The organism is Cognatilysobacter tabacisoli (assembly GCF_003586305.1).
GTDB lineage: Bacteria > Pseudomonadota > Gammaproteobacteria > Xanthomonadales > Xanthomonadaceae > Cognatilysobacter_A > Cognatilysobacter_A tabacisoli.
Window position 1 is genome coordinate 683,567 of the sequence record NZ_KZ987400.1, and the last position, 17,054, is coordinate 700,620.

The 17,054-nt window shown below is 70.4% G+C and carries 19 protein-coding genes and 1 tRNA gene; 14 read left to right on the top strand and 6 right to left on the bottom strand.

What is annotated here, in order from left to right; genetic code table 11:
- Positions 1–103 precede the first annotated feature (103 nt).
- Together trpC and D3A60_RS03060 are read left to right on the top strand one after the other, a co-directional pair.
- Entirely contained in the window at positions 104–895 is a 792-nt protein-coding gene (gene trpC, locus D3A60_RS03055) for an indole-3-glycerol phosphate synthase TrpC (protein ID WP_119717209.1), read from the top strand.
- Positions 896–905: 10 nt separating this feature from the next.
- On the top strand, positions 906–1,643 hold the full coding sequence (locus D3A60_RS03060; RefSeq protein ID WP_119717210.1) for a haloacid dehalogenase-like hydrolase: 738 nt from the start codon (positions 906–908) through the stop codon (positions 1,641–1,643).
- A 54-nt stretch (positions 1,644–1,697) separates the two neighbouring features.
- On the opposite strand, the gene D3A60_RS03065 is transcribed toward D3A60_RS03060, so the two are convergent.
- Positions 1,698–2,144 (bottom strand): GNAT family N-acetyltransferase, encoded by a 447-nt coding sequence (locus D3A60_RS03065; RefSeq protein WP_231120373.1) that lies wholly within the window; start codon positions 2,142–2,144, stop codon positions 1,698–1,700.
- A gap of 14 nt (positions 2,145–2,158) precedes the next feature.
- Complete coding sequence (gene crp / locus D3A60_RS03070; protein ID WP_119717212.1) at positions 2,159–2,824, bottom strand: cAMP-activated global transcriptional regulator CRP; 666 nt, start codon at positions 2,822–2,824, stop codon at positions 2,159–2,161.
- Positions 2,825–3,038: 214 nt separating this feature from the next.
- On the opposite strand from crp, the gene speD reads away from it, so the two are divergent.
- The gene (speD, locus tag D3A60_RS03075) at positions 3,039–3,833 is read left to right on the top strand and encodes an adenosylmethionine decarboxylase (protein ID WP_119717213.1); all 795 of its coding nucleotides are present in this window, start codon (positions 3,039–3,041) and stop codon (positions 3,831–3,833) included.
- A 146-nt stretch (positions 3,834–3,979) separates the two neighbouring features.
- Here speD and coq7 read toward each other — a convergent pair whose 3' ends face one another.
- Together coq7 and D3A60_RS03085 are read right to left on the bottom strand one after the other, a co-directional pair.
- The gene (coq7, locus tag D3A60_RS03080; RefSeq protein WP_119717214.1) at positions 3,980–4,621 is read right to left on the bottom strand and encodes a 2-polyprenyl-3-methyl-6-methoxy-1,4-benzoquinone monooxygenase; all 642 of its coding nucleotides are present in this window, start codon (positions 4,619–4,621) and stop codon (positions 3,980–3,982) included.
- 9 nt (positions 4,622–4,630) lie between these two features.
- Complete coding sequence (locus D3A60_RS03085) at positions 4,631–5,809, bottom strand: (Fe-S)-binding protein (protein WP_119717215.1); 1,179 nt, start codon at positions 5,807–5,809, stop codon at positions 4,631–4,633.
- 169 nt (positions 5,810–5,978) lie between these two features.
- Here D3A60_RS03085 and rplM point away from each other — a divergent pair, with 169 nt between their 5' ends.
- The 5 genes from rplM to maiA all read left to right on the top strand — a co-directional run bounded on the left by rplM (position 5,979) and on the right by maiA (position 9,010).
- A complete protein-coding gene (rplM, locus tag D3A60_RS03090; protein ID WP_119717216.1) occupies positions 5,979–6,407 on the top strand; it encodes a 50S ribosomal protein L13 in 429 nt (142 codons plus the stop codon).
- A gap of 9 nt (positions 6,408–6,416) precedes the next feature.
- The gene (rpsI, locus tag D3A60_RS03095; RefSeq protein WP_119717217.1) at positions 6,417–6,809 is read left to right on the top strand and encodes a 30S ribosomal protein S9; all 393 of its coding nucleotides are present in this window, start codon (positions 6,417–6,419) and stop codon (positions 6,807–6,809) included.
- Between the two features lie 24 nt (positions 6,810–6,833).
- Positions 6,834–6,908, top strand: a tRNA-Gln gene (locus tag D3A60_RS03100).
- A gap of 259 nt (positions 6,909–7,167) precedes the next feature.
- Positions 7,168–8,151, top strand: coding sequence for a fumarylacetoacetate hydrolase family protein (locus D3A60_RS03105; RefSeq protein ID WP_119717218.1), 984 nt, complete (start codon positions 7,168–7,170; stop codon positions 8,149–8,151).
- A gap of 175 nt (positions 8,152–8,326) precedes the next feature.
- A complete protein-coding gene (maiA, locus tag D3A60_RS03110; protein WP_119717219.1) occupies positions 8,327–9,010 on the top strand; it encodes a maleylacetoacetate isomerase in 684 nt (227 codons plus the stop codon).
- A gap of 72 nt (positions 9,011–9,082) precedes the next feature.
- On the opposite strand, the gene D3A60_RS03115 is transcribed toward maiA, so the two are convergent.
- Complete coding sequence (locus D3A60_RS03115; protein WP_196778625.1) at positions 9,083–10,198, bottom strand: PilT/PilU family type 4a pilus ATPase; 1,116 nt, start codon at positions 10,196–10,198, stop codon at positions 9,083–9,085.
- On the opposite strand from D3A60_RS03115, the gene D3A60_RS03120 reads away from it, so the two are divergent.
- From D3A60_RS03120 to D3A60_RS03140, 5 genes are all read left to right on the top strand, one after another.
- Complete coding sequence (locus D3A60_RS03120) at positions 10,191–10,673, top strand: DUF4398 domain-containing protein (protein ID WP_231120374.1); 483 nt, start codon at positions 10,191–10,193, stop codon at positions 10,671–10,673. The two genes, D3A60_RS03115 and D3A60_RS03120, sit on opposite strands and share 8 nt — an antisense overlap.
- A gap of 17 nt (positions 10,674–10,690) precedes the next feature.
- A complete protein-coding gene (locus D3A60_RS03125; protein ID WP_119717222.1) occupies positions 10,691–11,632 on the top strand; it encodes an OmpA family protein in 942 nt (313 codons plus the stop codon).
- A gap of 383 nt (positions 11,633–12,015) precedes the next feature.
- Positions 12,016–12,234: an HP1242/YdcH family protein gene (locus D3A60_RS03130; RefSeq protein WP_119717223.1), complete on the top strand. Its 219-nt coding sequence runs from the start codon at positions 12,016–12,018 to the stop codon at positions 12,232–12,234.
- 247 nt (positions 12,235–12,481) lie between these two features.
- Positions 12,482–13,858, top strand: coding sequence for a pyridoxal-phosphate dependent enzyme (locus tag D3A60_RS03135; protein ID WP_119717224.1), 1,377 nt, complete (start codon positions 12,482–12,484; stop codon positions 13,856–13,858).
- Positions 13,859–13,911: 53 nt separating this feature from the next.
- Positions 13,912–14,802, top strand: a complete 891-nt coding sequence (locus D3A60_RS03140) for a 2OG-Fe(II) oxygenase (protein WP_157981385.1) — start codon at positions 13,912–13,914, stop codon at positions 14,800–14,802.
- 1 nt (position 14,803) lies between these two features.
- Here D3A60_RS03140 and D3A60_RS03145 read toward each other — a convergent pair whose 3' ends face one another.
- Positions 14,804–15,811: a hypothetical protein gene (locus D3A60_RS03145; RefSeq protein ID WP_157981386.1), complete on the bottom strand. Its 1,008-nt coding sequence runs from the start codon at positions 15,809–15,811 to the stop codon at positions 14,804–14,806.
- Between the two features lie 55 nt (positions 15,812–15,866).
- On the opposite strand from D3A60_RS03145, the gene D3A60_RS03150 reads away from it, so the two are divergent.
- Entirely contained in the window at positions 15,867–17,045 is a 1,179-nt protein-coding gene (locus tag D3A60_RS03150; protein WP_119717227.1) for a cystathionine gamma-synthase, read from the top strand.
- The last annotated feature ends 9 nt before the right edge of the window (positions 17,046–17,054 follow it).

Genomic DNA, 17,054 nt, shown 5'->3' on the forward strand with positions numbered 1-17,054 from the left:
GTAGACAGCAGCGTGCACTCCCACGGGTTCATCGCCCCCGGAACGCAATGCGCAATAGCCCCTCTATCGAACACGCGCACCACACCATGACTGGATTGAACGCATGAGCGACATCCTCAACACCATCCTCGCGCGCAAGCACGAGGAGATCGAGCAGCGCAGCCGCGTGCGCTCGCTGGCCGACCTGCGCGCGCGTGCGGCGGTGCAGCCGGGCACCCGCGGATTCGTCCGTGCGATCCAGCGCCGCCTCGACGCCGGCGACGCCGCCGTGATCGCCGAGATCAAGAAGGCCAGCCCGTCGAAGGGGGTGATCCGCAAGGACTTCCACCCCGCGCAGATCGCCGCCAGCTACGAGCGCGGCGGCGCGGCCTGCCTGTCGGTGCTGACCGACGTGGACTTCTTCCAGGGCAGCAACCTGTTCCTCGGCGAGGCGCGCGGCGCCTGCTCGCTGCCGGTGATCCGCAAGGACTTCATCGTCGATCCGTACCAGGTGTACGAGGCGCGGGTGATCGGCGCCGACGCGATCCTGCTGATTGTGGCCGCGCTCGAGGACGGGCCGATGATCGAGATGGCCAACCTCGCCCACGAGCTCGGCATGGACGTGCTGGTCGAGGTGCACGACATCGACGAGCTCGAGCGCGCGCTGCAGACCGACTGCCAGCTGATCGGCGTCAACAACCGCAACCTGCGCACGTTCGAGGTGTCGCTCGAAACCACGCTCGCGCTGAAGCAGGCGGTGCCGCCGGACCGCACCCTCGTCACCGAGAGCGGCATCGCGACGCGCGACGACGTGCAGCGCATGCGCGCCGCCGGCGTGCATAGCTTCCTGGTCGGCGAGACCTTCATGCGCGAGCCCGATCCCGGGGTCGCGCTGCAGCGCCTGTTCGCGGCGTGAGGGCGCGGGCGTGAGCGTCAAGGGCCGCCAGTACCCGAAGTCGCAGGCCGGCGCGCCGCTGGTCGTGTTCGACTTCGACCACACGCTGTACGACGGCGATTCCGGCAGTCATCTGTTCAAGTGGCTGATCCGCCGCGCGTGGTGGCGCACGCTGCTCGCGCTGCTGGCGGCGCCGCTGTTCGCCCCGATGATCGCGTTCCTGCCGACGCGGCGGCGCGGCATCGGCGCGTTCGTGTGGATCGGCACGGTCGGCTTCCACCGCCGCCGCGACCTCGACGAGCTGATCGCGCGCTACGTGGCCAAGCACCGCGACGCGATCCGCCCGCGCCTGCTGCCGATCGCGCTCGACGTGCTGCACCGCCATCGCGAGGCCGGCGACCGCGTGGTCGTCGCCACCGGCGCGCCGCCGGAGCTGGCGCGCGCGATCCTGTCGTTCGTCGCGCACGAAGACGTGCCGGTGGTCGGGACCGAAGTCGGCCCGCGCCTCGGCGCGGTGGTGGCCACGCGCCACTGCCACCACGAGATGAAGCTGACGATGCTGCGCGAGGCCGGCTTCCACGGCGACGTCGCGACCGCCTACACCGACAGCAGCGCCGACCTGCCGCTGCTGCGCGCGGCGCGCGCGCCGGTGGTGGTCAATCCGAAGGCCTCGCGCGTGGCGATGTTCCGCGCCGAGCTGCCGCCGGGCACGCCGATACTCAACTGGGGCTGCCCGGGACGCGCCGGCGAGCCGGTCACGCCGCGCTGATCGCCGCGCGCGACGCGGTGTCCTCCGGCGTCGGCTTGCGCGGGGCTGAGGCGATCAGTCGCCCAGGCGCTTGATCAGGTGCTGCGAGCCGTCGCTGAAGCCGCAGCACTGGTAGAACGCATGCGCCCCTTCGCGGGCGGCGCTGGCCGTGACTTCGACCCGGACCGCGCCGGCGCGGCGGGCGATGCCCTCGACCTCGCGCAGCAGCCGGCGGCCGATGCCTTGGCCGGCGCAGTGCGGCGACACGACCAGGGCATTGATGCGGGCCAGGTCGGCGCCGCGGGTGATCGAGAAGCGCACGTCGAGCGCTGCCAGCCCGCACGCCATGCCGTCGATCTCGGCGATCAGCAGGTGCTGGCGCGGGTCCTGGCGGACGTGGAGGATGCGGTCACCGGCTTCCTCGCGGGTGCACGGGTAGCCGAGCACGTCGAGCAGGGTCGCGACGTCGCAGGCGTCGCCGAGCGCCGCCTCGCGCACGGTGATCGCGCTGGCGACGGACACGGCGACCGGCTCCATCAGCGGGTGCCGTACAGCACGACGGTCTTGCCGCGGGCGTGCAGCTTGCCGTCGGCCTGCAGCTTCTTCAGGACGCGACCGGCCATCTCGCGTGAGCAGCCGACCAGCCGCGACAGCTCCTGCCGCGACACGCGCAGCTGGGTGCCCTGCGGGTGGCTCATCGCCTCGGGTTCTTTGGCCAGGTCATGCAGCGCGCGCACGATCCGGTCGGTGACGTCGAGGAACGCCAGGCGGCCGGCCTTGCGGCTGGTGTCGAGCAGGCGGCGGGAGATCTGCGCGGCGATCGAATACAGCAGCTTCGGCGCGTCGAGCGACAGCCGGGTCAGCAGCAAGTCGTAGAAGCGCTCGTGGCCGATCTCGGCCAGCTCGCACGCGCTGCGGGTGCGCAGGATCACCTCGCGCTGGTCGTTCTCGACGAACAGGCCGAGCTCGCCGACGAATTCGCCCGGGCCGAGGTAGCCCAGCACCAGCTCACGGCCGTCGTCCTCCTCGGTGATGATGCTGACCGAGCCGGACACGACGTAGTAGAGGGTCGTCGCCGGATCGCCGGGGCGGAACACGTCGGTGCGCGACGGGTAGCGGCGGCGGTGGCAGTGGGCGAGGAAGCGCTCGATCGTCGCCCCGTCGGGCAGCAACGGGCTGTGGGTGCGGTGCAGGGCAATCAATTCGGTGTCCGTCCAGGCAAGGGATGGGCGGGGGGTAATCGGGGCGAGCTTAGGGCGAAAGCGTGTCGACCCGCAAATTGGGTCAGTTGTTGTCCATCCGCGGCAGTCCCCCGCGTCGTTGCGCGGCCGGCGCGCGTGAAGGCCCTTCGTTTCCCCCCGGGGTCAATTGCCGCATAATCCCCGGCCTCCACCGCCAGACCGGAATCCCCCCATCGTGGTCAAGCCGTTGCCGCGCCTGAGGTTGCAGGGTTTCAACAACCTCACGAAGGCCCTCTCGTTCAATATCTACGACGTGTGCTTCGCCGCGTCCGAGGACGAGCGTCGCCGCTACATCGATTACATCGACGAGGCCTACAACGCCGACCGCCTGACCCAGATCCTGACGGACGTGGCGGAGATCATCGGGGCGAACATCCTCAACATCGCGCGTCAGGACTACGACCCGCAGGGCGCGTCGGTGACGATCCTCATCTCCGAGGAGCCGGTCATCGACAAGAAGGACGCGGGCAAGGAGATCATCTCCGACGCCGTCGTCGCGCACATGGACAAGTCGCACATCACGGTGCACACGTACCCGGAGACCCACCCGGACAACGGCATCGCGACGTTCCGGGCCGACATCGACGTGGCCACCTGCGGCGTGATCTCGCCGCTGAAGGCGCTGAACTACCTGATCGAGAGCCTCGAATCGGACATCGTGATCATGGACTACCGGGTCCGTGGCTTCACCCGCGACGTAAAGGGCCGCAAGCACTACATCGACCACAAGATCAATTCAATCCAGGACTACCTGGCCAAGAACGTCAAGTCGCGCTACGAGATGCTCGACGTCAACGTCTACCAGGAAAACATCTTCCACACGAAGATGCACCTGAAGGAATTCGACCTCGACAACTACCTGTTCGAGGAGAAGGCCAAGAACCTGTCGTTCAAGGAGCGCATGAAGATCGAGGCGCGCCTGCGCCGCGAGATCGAAGAGCTCTACCACGGGCGCAACCTGGTCGACTGATCGACGCGCCCCGTTCGCCGCCTGCGTGGCGATGCGTGCAACGAAAAGGCCCCGGATCCGGGGCCTTTTTCATGGGGCCGCAGGGGGCTACGAAGCGGGACGCCGCTTTGTTGCCGAAACGCGCGCGGGGCGCGTGGTCCGTGGACTCACACGCGGTAGGCGACGGCCTTCATCAGGTTCGACGCGGCGGCCATGACGCCCGGGACCGGCGCCGGGAGCCGGCGCGCACCGGCGGACTCGGCGTGGTCGGCGTGGCGCGCCTCGTCGGCCTTCATGACCTGCAGGATCGCGCGGCTGCGCGCGTCCGCGGCCGGCAGCGTGTCGAGGTGGTGGTCGATGTGGGCCTCGACCTGGCGCTCGGTTTCGACCACGAAGCCGAGGTTCCACCCATCGCCGCGCAGCCCGGCCAGCACGCCGATCGCGTAGCTGCCCGCGTACCAGACCGGATTGAGCAGGCTGGGCCGGCTGTCGAGCTCGACCAGGCGGTCGGCACACCAGGCCAGGTGGTCGGTCTCCTCCTGCGCCGCATCGAGCAGGTGCTCGCGCGTACCGGGGTCGCGCGCGACGGCGGCCTGGCCCATGTACAGCGCCTGCGCGCAGACCTCTCCGACGTGGTTGATGCGCATCAGCCCGGCGGCGTGGCGGCGCTCGGGCTCGTCGAGCACCACGTCTGGCACGTCGGCGGCCGGGTTGGCGCGTTGGGCGGGCGGCGCGCCGTGCACGGTTTCCAGCGCGCGCTGGACGTCGGACAGCAGTCGGTCGAAAGGCGAGAGCGAGCGCGAGGTCATGCGCGAAGTCTACGCCGGCGGCGGCGGGCCGCTGTCGACGGCGATGACCGCGGCGGCGAGGAATTCGAGCGGGTGCTGCACCGGCAGGTGCGTGCCGTTGGCCAGGTGCAGCCGGCATCCGATATTGGCGCTGAGCACCGCGACGACGCCGCTGCGCGCGATCTGCTCCAGCAGCGGCGCGCGCAGCGCGGCGGCCCGGGTCGGATCGGTCAGCATCTGCGTGCCGGCGGCGCCGCAGCAGCCAAAGCCCGCGTCGAGTTCGATCACCGTCAGTCCCGGCACCCGGGCGAGCAGCCGCCCCAGCGCCGGCACCGCCTGCCGGTCGCGCCGCTGGGTGCACGGCAGGTGCAGGCCGATGCGCAGGTCGCGCCGGGCGAACTGCAGCGCAGGCGCCGCGCGCTCGAGCCACGCCACCGCGTCGAGCACCTCGTGCGTGTCGCCCACGGAGTCGCGGAGCGCCTCGCGGCAGCCGCTGGCAAGGGTCAGCACCGGGCTCTGTCCGGCGAACGCGGCGCGGTTGCGGACGCCCAGCCGGGCGGCGCCCGTCGCATCGCCGGCGTGCGCGTGCACGGCGCCGCAGCACCCCTGGCCCGCAGGCACATGCAGGGCCAGGCCCGCGGCCCCGCACAGCCGCGCCAGCGCGTCGCGGAGCGGCGCTTCGTAGCTGTCGGCGATGCAGCCCACGAACACCGCGGGGTCGGCAGCGCCGCGTGCGGGGCCGGCGGAACCGGGCGAGCGGCGCCCGCGCCGCGGCGGACGCGGCAGCCAGCGCAGCGCCGGCGGAAGCGCGGGATACAGCGCCCGGTACAGCGCCAGGCCGCCGCGCAGGGATCGCGGGCGTCGCACCATCGCTTCGGCGAGCCGCTGGCGCCACGCCGGCGCAACGCGGTCGCGCTGGCGAACCCGCGCCGTATCAAGCAGTTCGCCGTACGGCACGCCGGCCGGGCAGACGGACTCGCAGCGCCCGCAGGCCAGGCAGTGGTCGAGGTGGGCGTCGCCGGTCGGCCCGGGCTCAAGCTCACCGGTGGCCCAGGCCCGCATGAGTGCGATGCGGCCGCGCGGGGATTCGGCCTCCTGCCGCGACAGCGCGTACGTCGGGCACGCCGGCAGGCACAATCCGCACTGCACGCAGCGGTCGGCCATCGCCACCAGCGGGTCGGCGGACGGCGGGCAGGGCGGGGCGGGCATGGGCCGCGATGCTAGCACGGGGGTCTAGCCCGACTTGCGGCGATCCGGATCGCCCGCTATCATTCCGCCTCTTTCGTTCCGCAATCACACAACGCGCGGCGAAATTCCGCCCCGCGGCCCGCCCGGGCCGTGCGCGGAATCAGCCCGACCAGGTGCCCATAACGCCGTCATGAAGACTTTTACTGCTAAGAACGAGACCGTCCAGCGCGACTGGTACGTCGTCGATGCCGAGGGCAAGACCCTTGGTCGCCTGGCCTCCGAGCTCGCCCGCCGCCTGCGCGGCAAGCACAAGCCGGTCTACACCCCGCACGTCGACACCGGCGATTACCTGGTGGTGATCAACGCCGAGAAGATCGCGGTCACCGGCAACAAGCTGGCCGACAAGCAGTACCACCGCTTCACCGGCTACATCGGCAACCTGAAGACCGAGACGCTCGCCCAGGCGCTCGAGCGCCACCCGGAGCGCGTCCTCGAGACCGCCGTGAAGGGCATGCTGCCGAAGAACCCGCTCGGCCGCGCGATGTACCGCAAGCTCAAGGTCTACAAGGGCTCCGAGCACCCGCATTCGGCCCAGCAGCCGCAGAAGCTGGACATCTAAGGCACGCACATGGCAACCACCCAGAACTACGGCACCGGCCGCCGCAAGTCGTCCACCGCTCGCGTGTTCCTGCGCAAGGGCGACGGCAAGATCACCATCAACCAGCGTTCGATCGAGGAGTTCTTCGGTCGCGAGACGGCGCGCATGATCGTGCGCCAGCCGCTCGAGCTGACCCAGTCCACCGACAAGTTCGACGTGACCGTGACGGTCGCCGGCGGCGGCATCACCGGCCAGGCCGGCGCGATCCGCCTCGGCATCGCCCGCGCGCTGGTCGAGTACGACGAGACGCTGAAGTCCGACCTGCGCAAGGCCGGCTTCATGACCCGCGACGCCCGCGAAGTCGAGCGCAAGAAGGTCGGCCTGCACAAGGCACGCCGCGCCACCCAGTTCTCCAAGCGCTAATCACTGCGCTAAAATCGGTTCCATAGCCCCGTCGCCAAGCGGTAAGGCACCTGACTCTGACTCAGGCATTCGGTGGTTCGAATCCATCCGGGGCTGCCAGATCCAACAAACGACCCGCCGAAAGGCGGGTTTTTTGTTGGCTGCGCGCGCAACGCCAGCATCGTCGCGGCGCCACAGCTGGGCCCGGCACGGTGGGTGACGGTCGCCGCGGCATCGTCTGTCGCGAGCGCTGCGCTCACCACAGCGCGCGTTTTTCGTGTCCGCACGCCGACAGCACGAACGGCACGGTTGTCGCCGGTCGCGAAGCCCAAGTTACAATTGAAACCATCGCGCCGAGGCGCCCGACAGTGGAGTTGCGATGAAGCTGGGATCCCTGAAGGAAGGCGGCCGCGACGGCACGCTGATCGTCGTCTCGCGCGACCTGTCGCGCGCCGTGCGCGCTACCGGCATCGCCGACACGCTGCAGCGCGCGCTGGAGGACTGGTCGAACGTCGCGCCGCGTCTCAACGCGCTGTCCGATGCCCTGAACGCCGGCACCGCCGACGGCGCCTTCGACGTCGACATGTCGGCGCTCGCTGCGCCGCTGCCGCGCGCGTACGAATTCGTCGACGGCTCGGCGTACCTGCCGCACGTCGAGCGCGTGCGCCGCGCGCGCGGCGCCGAGGTGCCGGAGAGCTTCTACGTCGATCCGCTGATGTACCAGGCGGTGAGCGCCGGCTTCTACGGCCCGCGCGACCCGGTCCGCGTGCCGAGCGAGGAGTACGGCATCGATCTCGAGGCCGAAGTCGTGGCGGTCACCGACGACGTGCCGATGGCCGTCACGCCCGAGCAGGCCGCCGGCCACATCCAGCTGGTCGGGCTGGTCAACGACGTCTCGCTGCGCAACCTGATCCCGAACGAGCTCGGCAAGGGCTTCGGCTTCCTGCAGTCCAAGCCCCGCTCGGCGCTGAGCCCGGTGTTCGTGACGCCCGACGAACTCGGCGACGCGTGGCTCGACAGCAAGGTGCACCTGCCGCTGACCACGCACATCAACGGCGCCTGGTTCGGCGCGCCCGAGGCCGGCGTCGACATGCAGTTCAACTTCGGCCAGCTGATTGCCCATGCGGCCAAGACCCGTCCGCTGTCGGCCGGCACGATCGTCGGCTCCGGCACCGTCGCCAACGAGGACACCTCGCTCGGCGCCTCGTGCTTCGCCGAGAAGCGCACCGTGGAAACGCTCGAGACCGGCAAGCCGATCACGCCGTTCATGTCGTTCGGCGACGTCGTCCGCATCGAGATGCTCGACCGCGACGGCCACAGCGTGTTCGGCGCGATCGAGCAGCGGATCGACCGGGCCGGCTGAGCCGTTACCGGGCCGCGACCGCCGGATCGGCGGCCCTCCGTCCCCGGCGGCCGGCGACCGGCGCGACTGGGATCGCGGTAAGGTCGTGCTGCGGGCGGCGTTCGCATCGCCGCTGCCAGAGACCTGCCGCGCGGGCCCGCCATGGGGCCGCCGGCTGCCAGGGGACATCGACGACATGACGCGTGATCCGGCGCCCGCCAGCGAGCGCCTGCAGCTGTACTCGTACTGGCGCTCGAGCGCCGCCTACCGCGTGCGCATCGGCCTGAACCTCAAGGGCCTGCGCTACGAAACCACGCCGGTGCACCTGCTGCGCGGCGGTGGCGAGCAGCACGCCGCGCCGTTCCGCGACGCCAACCCGCAGGGCCTGGTCCCGGTGCTGCAGCACGGCGACCGGCGCATGCGCCAGTCGGTCGCGATCCTCGAGTACCTCGACGAGACCTGGCCGTCGCCGCCGCTGCTGCCGGTCGGCGCGCGCGAGCGCCAGCGCGTGCGCGCGCTGGCGCAGGTGATCGCGTGCGACGTGCACCCGCTCAACAACCTGCGCGTGCTGCAGTACTTCGAGCATACGTGGGGCGTGCCCCAGGCCGAGCGCGAGGTCTGGGTGCGGCACTGGGTTGCGGACGGCTTCGCGGCGATCGAGGCGATGCTCGCCGACCATCCGTCGACGGGGCGCTTCTGCGAAGGCGACATGCCGACGATCGCCGACTGCTGCCTGATCCCGCAGGTCTACAACGCGCGCCGCTTCGACGTCGACCTGTCGCCATACCCGACGATCCAGCGCATCGACGCGGCGTGCGTGGCGCTGCCGGCCTTCGATCTCGCCCGGCCCGAACTCCAGCCCGACGCGCCGCCGCAGTAAGCGATCGCGCGCAGTCCATCGCGCGCAGTCCGTCGCGCCGGCTTGGCCGGCGGGCGGCGAGGGTGCGGCGCCTCAGTGCGCCGACTGGGTGTCGAACACGTCGGCGTACGGGTCGTGCTCGCCGGTGCCGCCCTCGCTGAGGCGGAACTTCAGCGCGAGGCCGTCGCGCGAGTCGGCCGCGCGCAGCGCCTCTTCCATCTCGATGCGGCCTTCCTTGTAGAGGCGGAACAGGCACTGGTCGAAGGTCTCCATGCCTTCTTCCAGCGACTCCTCCATCGCCTGCTTGATCTCGTGCACCTGGCCGCGGCGCATCAGGTCGCGCACGTGCGGGGTGTTGATCAGCACTTCGGCGGCCGGCATGCGGCGGCCGTCGAGGCCGACCACCAGTCGCTGCGAAACGACGGCCTTCAGGTTCAGCGCCAGGTTCATCAGCACATTCTTGTGCGCCGACTCGTTGAAGAAGTTCAGGATGCGCTCGAGCGTCTGGTCGGCATTGTTCGAGTGCAGCGTCGCCAGGCACAGGTGGCCGGTCTCGGCGAATGCGATCGCCGCCTCCATCGTCGTCGCGTCGAGGATCTCGCCGATCAGGATCACGTCCGGCGCCTCGCGCATCGCGTTCTTCAGTGCGTTGTGGAACGCGTGCGTGTCGAGGCCCACTTCGCGCTGGTTGACGATCGACTTCTTGTGCCGGTGCAGGTACTCGATCGGGTCCTCGATCGTGAGGATGTGGCCCGACGTGTTGCTGTTGCGGTAATCGATCATCGACGCCAGCGTGGTCGACTTGCCCGAGCCGGTCGAGCCGACGATCAGCACCAAGCCGCGCGGCTCCATGATGATGCTCTTGAGCACCTGCGGCAGCTGCAGCTCCTCGATCGACGGGATCACGCTGCGGATCGCGCGGATTACCATGCCGACTTCGCCGCGCTGCTTGAACACGTTGATGCGGAAGCGCCCGGAGTCCTGCATGGCCAGCGCCATGTTCAGTTCGAGGTCGCGCTCGAACTGCGGCACCTGGCCTTCGTTCATCAGCGAATACGCGATCTTCTTGACCATGCCGGGCGGCAGGCCGGTGTTGCCGAGCGGATAGAGCTTGCCTTCGACCTTGATGTACACCGGCGCGCCGGTGGTCAAAAACATGTCAGACGCGTTCTTCTCCGTCATCAGCTTCAGGAAATAGCCGATGTCCATGCAGGCAACCCTCATTGGCGATGGCGTACCGTTGCAAGCACGCCGCCGGCTTCCGACAATGGCCGCGCGATACCCCGTCCGCCACGGCACCCCTATGAACCCAAGCTTCGCACATATTCGTTTCGGGCTGTTCGCACTGGTTCTCGCTTCGACATTGGTCGCATGCGCGAGCCTGCCGCCGCCGACCGGCGAGATCGCCGCGGCCCGCCAGGCGGTCGTGCGTGCCGAAGGCGCCGATGCGGACCAGTACGCCGGGCCGTCGATCAACGCCGCGCGCAGCGCCCTGTCGCAGGCCCAGTCGGCGCTCGCCGACGGGCGCGAGGACGATGCGCGCCGGCTGTCGCTGGCCGCCGCCGCCGACGCGGACCTCGCCTATGCGCGCAGCCGCGAGGCACTCGCCACCGCCGAGCTCAGCCAGCGGCGTGCCGAGGTGGCCGAACTGCAGCAGCGACTGCAGACGGGAGGCACGCCGTGATCGGCGGTCGTTCCGGAATGCGCACCCTGTGCGCGGCACTGCTCGTCGCGGCCCTGTCCCTGCCGCAAGCGGCGATCGCCCAGTCGGGTGACGCCTCCGCACGGCTCGGCGCACGGCTGACCGCGCTCGACGCGGACCCGCAGCTGGCGTCGCTGGCTGCATACGAGCGCCTGCAGGCGCGGCAGGCGCTCGACGCACTGCTGCAGGCCCGCGGACGCGCGCGCGACGGCGCCCTGTACGTGGCCGAGCGTCGCGTCGAGATCGCCGAGATCACCGCACGCACCCAGGCCACGCAGCGCGACATCGACCGACTGGACCGCGAGCGCTCGGAGCTGCTGGTCGAGGCCAGCCGCCAGGATGCGGCGCGCGCGCGTGCCGAGGCCGAGCGGCTGCGGATCGAGGCGCAGATCCAGGCCGAGGAGGCCGAGCGCCTGCGCCAGCAGGCCGCCAGCACCGACCAGGCGATGCAGGACGTCGAGGCCGCGCTCGAGGGCGTGGCCGGCGTGCAGGCCGCCAAGCTCAGTGCGGCGCGCGAGCGCGAACTGGCGCTGGCCCGCGAGGAGGCCGAACTGGTCGCCGGTGCGAAAGTGCCGGCGTCGACGCGGGACAGCCGCGGCGAGGTGTTCACGCTAGCGGGCGATGCGTTCGCGTCCGGCCAGGCGACCCTGACGGCCGCGGCGGCCGCGAGCGTCCGCGCGATCGGGGCCTACCTTCAGGCGGGCGCGGCGCTGGACGTGCGGATCGAAGGGCACACCGACAGCCAGGGTCAGCCGGCGGCGAACCAGGCGCTGTCGCAGCGTCGTGCCGACGCCGTGCGCGATGCCCTGGTGGCGGCGGGTGTCCCGCGCGCCCGGATCGAGTCGCGCGGGCAGGGCTCGGCAAAGCCGGTCGCCGACAACGCCAGCGCGGCCGGCCGTGCGAAGAACCGCCGCGTCGAGATCATCCTGAAGTCAAAATAGCGTTATGAATCAGTAGGATGACGTTAATCCTCCGGGCGAGCGGGCGGCGGGGCCCCCGCTCGTCGGCCGCGGGGCCGGATGACGCCGGCAACGGGTTGCCCCTGCCGGACTGGAGGAGTAGCTTCAATACCCCAAGCGGCCGGTAACCGCTTGGCGATGAGCCAGGCCGATGACGCAGCAGCCCAGCCAGAAGGATCCCGCCGCCGATCGCTCGGTGGCAGCGGTCCGGTTGAACCCGGCCCGCTGCGCCTCCTGGTCCATCCCAACGCCCCTCGCGAACGCCTCGGCCCGAACGGCCGGGGCGTTTTTGCGTGCGGGCGTCGCTCCCCGACAGCCCGGCCGATCCCGACCGGACTCCCTGACGTGCTGAAGGAGGCAAATCCATGTTCGAAGAACAGCCGCAGCGTGACATCGACGCCCTGATCAAGGCCGATCCGGAATTCAAGCAGCTCTACCAGCGCCACCGCGAACTCGACAAGAAAGTGCTCGATGCCGAGCTCGGCGTGCTCCCGATCGACGACATGCGACTGGGCCAGATGAAGCGGGAAAAGCTCGCGGCCAAGGAACGATTGATGCGCATCTACGAAGCACAGCACCACTGACAGCTGCATCCCGCCGCGGGCGGTGGTGGCCTCCCTCGTCGGCCACCACCGCCCGCGTTGCCTGGGGTGCGACGCCGCTCCCCACTCGCGGTCGGCGCCATCGCACCCGCCCCTGCCGCAACCTGATCGCGCTGCCCCCGCTTCGCGCCCCCGCTCGGGGTGCCCGCGCCGCGCCGCCGATGGAAAGGGGCCCGGGTAGAATCGACCGGTCCGCCGCGCCCGCGGCCCGAACCACACCGGTCCCTGCATGCCCATCCATTCCTCCGTCCTCGACCTGATCGGGGCGACGCCCGTCGTCCGCTCGCAGCGCCTCGACACCGGCCCGTGCGAGCTGTACTTCAAGCTCGAGTCGCAGAACCCCGGCGGATCGATCAAGGACCGCATCGGCCTGCGGATGATCGAGGCCGCGGAGCAGCGTGGCGACATCAAGCCCGGCGACACCCTGGTCGAAGGCACCGCGGGCAACACCGGCATCGGCTTGGCCCTCGTCGCCCAGCAGAAGGGCTACAAGCTGGTGCTGGTCGTGCCCGACAAGATGAGCCGCGAGAAGATCTTCAACCTCAAGGCGATGGGGGCGCAGGTGGTGCTGACCCGCTCGGATGTCGCCAAGGGCCATCCCGACTACTACCAGGACCTCGCCGAGCGGCTGGCCCGCGAGACGCCGGGCGCGTACTTCATCAACCAGTTCGGCAACCCGGACAACCCGGCCGCGCACGAGTTCGGCACCGGGCCGGAGATCCTCGCGCAGATGGCCGAGGTCGGCGGCCTCGACGCCATCGTGTTCGGCTGCGGCAGCTCGGGCACGATGACCGGCCTGTCGCGCTGCTTCGCGCAGCACTCGCCGCACACCGAGCTGATCCTCGCCGACCCCGTCGGATCCATCCTCGAGGAATACATCAACCGCGGCACGCTGTCGGACAAGTCGGCCAGCTGGATGGTCGAGGGCATCGGCGAGGATTTCCTGCCGCCGATCTCCGACTTCAGCCGGGTCAAGAAAGCCTATGCCATCAGCGACAAGGAAAGCTTCCTGACCGCGCGGGAGGTGCTGGCGAAGGAGGGCATCCTCGGCGGCTCCTCGTCGGGCACGCTGGTCGCCGCCGCGCTGCGCTACTGCCGCGAGCAGACCAAGCCGAAGAAGGTGCTGGTGTTCATCTGCGACACCGGCAACAAGTACCTATCGAAGATGTACAACGACTACTGGATGCTCGACAACGGCTTCCTCGAGCGCGAATCGACGAACGACCTGCGCGACCTGATCCTGCGGCCGTTCTCGCAGCGCGACACGGTGGTGGTGGGCCCGAAGGACCTGCTGGTCACCGCGTACCAGCGGATGAAGCTGTACGACGTGTCGCAGCTGCCGGTGATGGACGGCGACCAGCTGGTCGGCATCGTCGACGAGAGCGACGTGCTGCTGCACGTCTACGGCGACGAGGCGCGCTTCCGCGATCCGGTGTCGACGGCGATGGTCAGCAAGCTCGACAAGGTCGACGTGCGCTCGCCGATCGAAACGCTGCTGCCGGTGTTCGACCGCGGCCACGTGGCGATCGTCACCGAGGGCGAACGCTTCCTCGGCCTGATCACCCGCATCGACCTGCTGAACTTCCTGCGGCGCCGGGTGCAGTGACCGCGACGGCGTCACCGCGACTGCTGCCGGGCGATCGCCTGCCGGACGTCCTGTTGACGCCCTTCGACGGCGGGGCACGGGTCCGCCTGCATGCCGAGTTCGGCGGCCGCCCGCTGTGGCTGGCCATGCCCGCCGACGCGGCGCAGGCGTCGGCGCTGCCGGCGCCTGCTGCCGGGGTCGACGCGCTGTGCCTCGTGGTGGATGACGCGGTCGCCGGCGCGACTGGCTGGACGCGTTACCGCGTCGACGCGGCGTCGCGCGATGGCCTCGGAGCCGGGTGCCTGTGGGTCGCCGACGGCAACTTCCGTCTGCAGGAGCGCCGCGATCTGCCGCTGCACTCGCCGCTGCCGCGGCCCAGCGAGCCACCCGCGCTCGACGCCCCGGCGACGTGGTCGATCGCGCCGGTGCTGCAGATCCCGGGCGTTTTCGAAGTGGATTTGTGCGCCGAACTGGCCCGCCATCTCGTCGACGAATGCGGCGGTGGCGAGCCCTCGCGCGTGGTCGTGTACGAGGGCGGCCGCGCCCAACCGGTGGTCGACCCGTCCGTCAAACTTCGCAGCGAAACGCCGCCCCGCGATCCGGTGCTGGAGGCGCGCATGCACGAACGCGTGATGCGCCGCGCGCTGCCGGAAATTGCCCGCGCGTTCAACTTCGCCGTGATGCGCCGCGATCCGTTCAAGCTGCTGGCCTATCCGGCCGGTGCGGGCTATTTCCGCGCGCACCGCGACAACGACACCCCGGACGTCGCCCACCGCCGCTTCGCGCTGTCGGTCAACCTCAACGCCGGCGACTTCACCGGGGGACAGTTCCGGTTCCCGGAATTCGGCCCGCATCTGTACTCCCCGCCGACCGGCACCGCGCTGGTGTTTTCGTGCTCGCTGCTGCACGAGGTGGTGCCGGTCGAGCGCGGCGTCCGCTACGCGATGACAACCTTCCTCGCCTGACTCAGGGTGGTGCCCGGAGCCGTGCCGACAGGCCGTGTTCGTCCCCGCGGGCCAGCTCGCGCGCTGCCCATTCCACGCCGGCATCGATCGCTTCGCGACACCGCGCGTACGCGTCGTCGAGTTCCTGGCGGCGCGTCGCGGCGTCGAACGGCTGCGCCGCGTCCTTGGCGTAGCGGCCCATCAGGCCTGACGTTTCGATCCGCCGTTCGAGATCGTCGGGCGCTGCGAGCCCGAAGTGGCGGGCGAGCCGGCGTGTCGCGTCGGCCGGCGCCGCGAGCAGCGTCTCGAAATCCGCGTCGATCGCGCGCCCGGGCTGCGCAGCGGCCAGCGAGGCCCAGTGCAGGTGCGTCGCAAGCCAGGATCGCGCGAGCTGGCAGGCAGCGCCGTCGGCCGGCGGCAAGGGACTCGGGCGGAGCCGTTCGGCCAGCGCGGCGTCGTCCAAGGCGCGCGCGACCAGCGCGTCGCTGCGGAGCATTGCCGCGAGCCAGCGATCCAGCGCAATCCACAGCAGGCACGCGCGGCCCCCGCTGAGCGCCAGCAGCCGGGTCGCGTCGGCCGTGACCACGCTCGTGGGCTTCACGATAACGGCGCGCGTGTCGGCGAAGCCGCGGCCGAGCAGGCGCACCGTCGGCGCCAGCCAGTCGGCGGCGCGTGGCTGCGGCGCGTGCATCAGCTGCAGCAGCGGCAGCGGTTCGCGGAGCCCGAGCACCCCGGGCACCTGATCCAGCAGCCGGCTCGCCAAGGTGGAGCCGCAGTGGCCGATGTGGAACAGCCAATGCACGGGGATTGCCGCCGCGCCGGCGGTGCCCTGTGACTCGTTCAGTTCGGCCCGGCCCACGTCCCACCCGGCCATGCCCGGCCGCAGGCCGCGCTGGTCCAGGAAGGGCGCGCTGGCGTAGTCGCCGGCTTCGAAGTGCAGCACCCACCCGCGATCCTGAACCGCATCGACCGCGTACAGCGGATACGCGGCACTTGTCGCGAAATCGGGGGGCAGTCGGGAGGCCGGCATCGCGCCCGATGCTAGAATGCCCGGCTGCGAAAGCAAGCTGAATTGGAAGGACGCAATGAGCTCATCCCCGACGGACGACGGGGCCCGCAAGCCGGGTCTCGGCACGCTGGCGATCCACGCCGGCCAGTCTCCCGACCCCAGCACGGGTGCGGTGATGACGCCGATCTATGCGACCTCCACCTACGTGCAGCGCAGCCCCGGCGAACACCAGGGCTTCGAGTACTCGCGCAGCCACAACCCGACCCGGTTCGCGTACGAGCGCTGCGTCGCGGCGCTCGAGGGCGGCACCCGCGGCTACGCGTTCGCGTCCGGCCTGGCCGCCACGTCTACGGTGCTCGAGATGCTGGACGCCGGCAGCCACGTCATCGCGATGGACGACGTATACGGCGGCACGTACCGCCTGTTCGAGCGCGTCCGCCGCCGCTCGGCGGGCCTCGATTTCAGCTGGGTCGACCTCAGTGATGCCGCCGCGTTCGAGGCGGCGATCCGCCCGAACACCAAGATGGTTTGGATCGAGACGCCGACCAATCCGCTGCTGAAGCTGGTCGATATCGCCCAGATCAGCGCGATCGCCCGCAAGCGCGGCCTCATCGTCGCGGTCGACAACACCTTCAGCTCGCCGATCGTGCAGCGCCCGCTTGAGCACGGCGCGCACCTGGTCATGCATTCGGCGACCAAGTACCTCAACGGCCACTCCGACATCGTCGGTGGCATGATCGTGGTCGGCGACGACGCGGCGATCGCCGAGCAGATGACGTTCCTGCAGAACGCCGTCGGCGGCATCCAGGGCCCCTTCGACAGCTTCCTCGCCCTGCGCGGCCTGAAGACGCTGCACCTACGCATGAAGGCGCACTGCGAGAACGCACAGGCGCTGGCCGAATGGCTGGAAACGCACCCGGCGATCGAGAAGGTCCTGTACCCGGGGCTCAAGTCCCATCCGCAGCACGGGCTGGCCAGCAGCCAGATGGACGGCTTCGGCGGGATGATCTCGATCTACCTGAAGGGCGGGTACGACGCGGCCAGGCGCTTCTGCGAGCGCACCGAGCTGTTCGCGCTGGCCGAGTCGCTCGGCGGCGTCGAAAGCCTGGTCAACCACCCCGCCGTGATGACGCATGCGTCGGTGCCCGCGGAGCGGCGGGCGGCGCTGGGGATCAGCGACAACCTGGTGCGGCTGAGCGTGGGGGTGGAGGACGTGGTGGACCTGCGCGGGGATGTGAGTCGCGCTCTGTCATGACGCTGGCCA

What these genes read in the sequence shown, in the direction of transcription:
- trpC (WP_119717209.1), top strand. Translation starts at nt 104, where the DNA reads ATGAGCGACATCCTCAACACCATCCTCGCGCGCAAGCACGAGGAGATC.
- coq7 (WP_119717214.1), bottom strand. Translation starts at nt 4,621, where the DNA reads ATGACCTCGCGCTCGCTCTCGCCTTTCGACCGACTGCTGTCCGACGTC.
- D3A60_RS03085 (WP_119717215.1), bottom strand. Translation starts at nt 5,809, where the DNA reads ATGCCCGCCCCGCCCTGCCCGCCGTCCGCCGACCCGCTGGTGGCGATG.
- rplM (WP_119717216.1), top strand. Translation starts at nt 5,979, where the DNA reads ATGAAGACTTTTACTGCTAAGAACGAGACCGTCCAGCGCGACTGGTAC.
- rpsI (WP_119717217.1), top strand. Translation starts at nt 6,417, where the DNA reads ATGGCAACCACCCAGAACTACGGCACCGGCCGCCGCAAGTCGTCCACC.
- D3A60_RS03105 (WP_119717218.1), top strand. Translation starts at nt 7,168, where the DNA reads ATGAAGCTGGGATCCCTGAAGGAAGGCGGCCGCGACGGCACGCTGATC.
- maiA (WP_119717219.1), top strand. Translation starts at nt 8,327, where the DNA reads ATGACGCGTGATCCGGCGCCCGCCAGCGAGCGCCTGCAGCTGTACTCG.
- D3A60_RS03120 (WP_231120374.1), top strand. Translation starts at nt 10,191, where the DNA reads ATGTCCATGCAGGCAACCCTCATTGGCGATGGCGTACCGTTGCAAGCA.
- D3A60_RS03115 (WP_196778625.1), bottom strand. Translation starts at nt 10,198, where the DNA reads ATGGACATCGGCTATTTCCTGAAGCTGATGACGGAGAAGAACGCGTCT.
- D3A60_RS03125 (WP_119717222.1), top strand. Translation starts at nt 10,691, where the DNA reads ATGCGCACCCTGTGCGCGGCACTGCTCGTCGCGGCCCTGTCCCTGCCG.
- D3A60_RS03130 (WP_119717223.1), top strand. Translation starts at nt 12,016, where the DNA reads ATGTTCGAAGAACAGCCGCAGCGTGACATCGACGCCCTGATCAAGGCC.
- D3A60_RS03135 (WP_119717224.1), top strand. Translation starts at nt 12,482, where the DNA reads ATGCCCATCCATTCCTCCGTCCTCGACCTGATCGGGGCGACGCCCGTC.
- D3A60_RS03145 (WP_157981386.1), bottom strand. Translation starts at nt 15,811, where the DNA reads ATGCCGGCCTCCCGACTGCCCCCCGATTTCGCGACAAGTGCCGCGTAT.
- D3A60_RS03150 (WP_119717227.1), top strand. Translation starts at nt 15,867, where the DNA reads ATGAGCTCATCCCCGACGGACGACGGGGCCCGCAAGCCGGGTCTCGGC.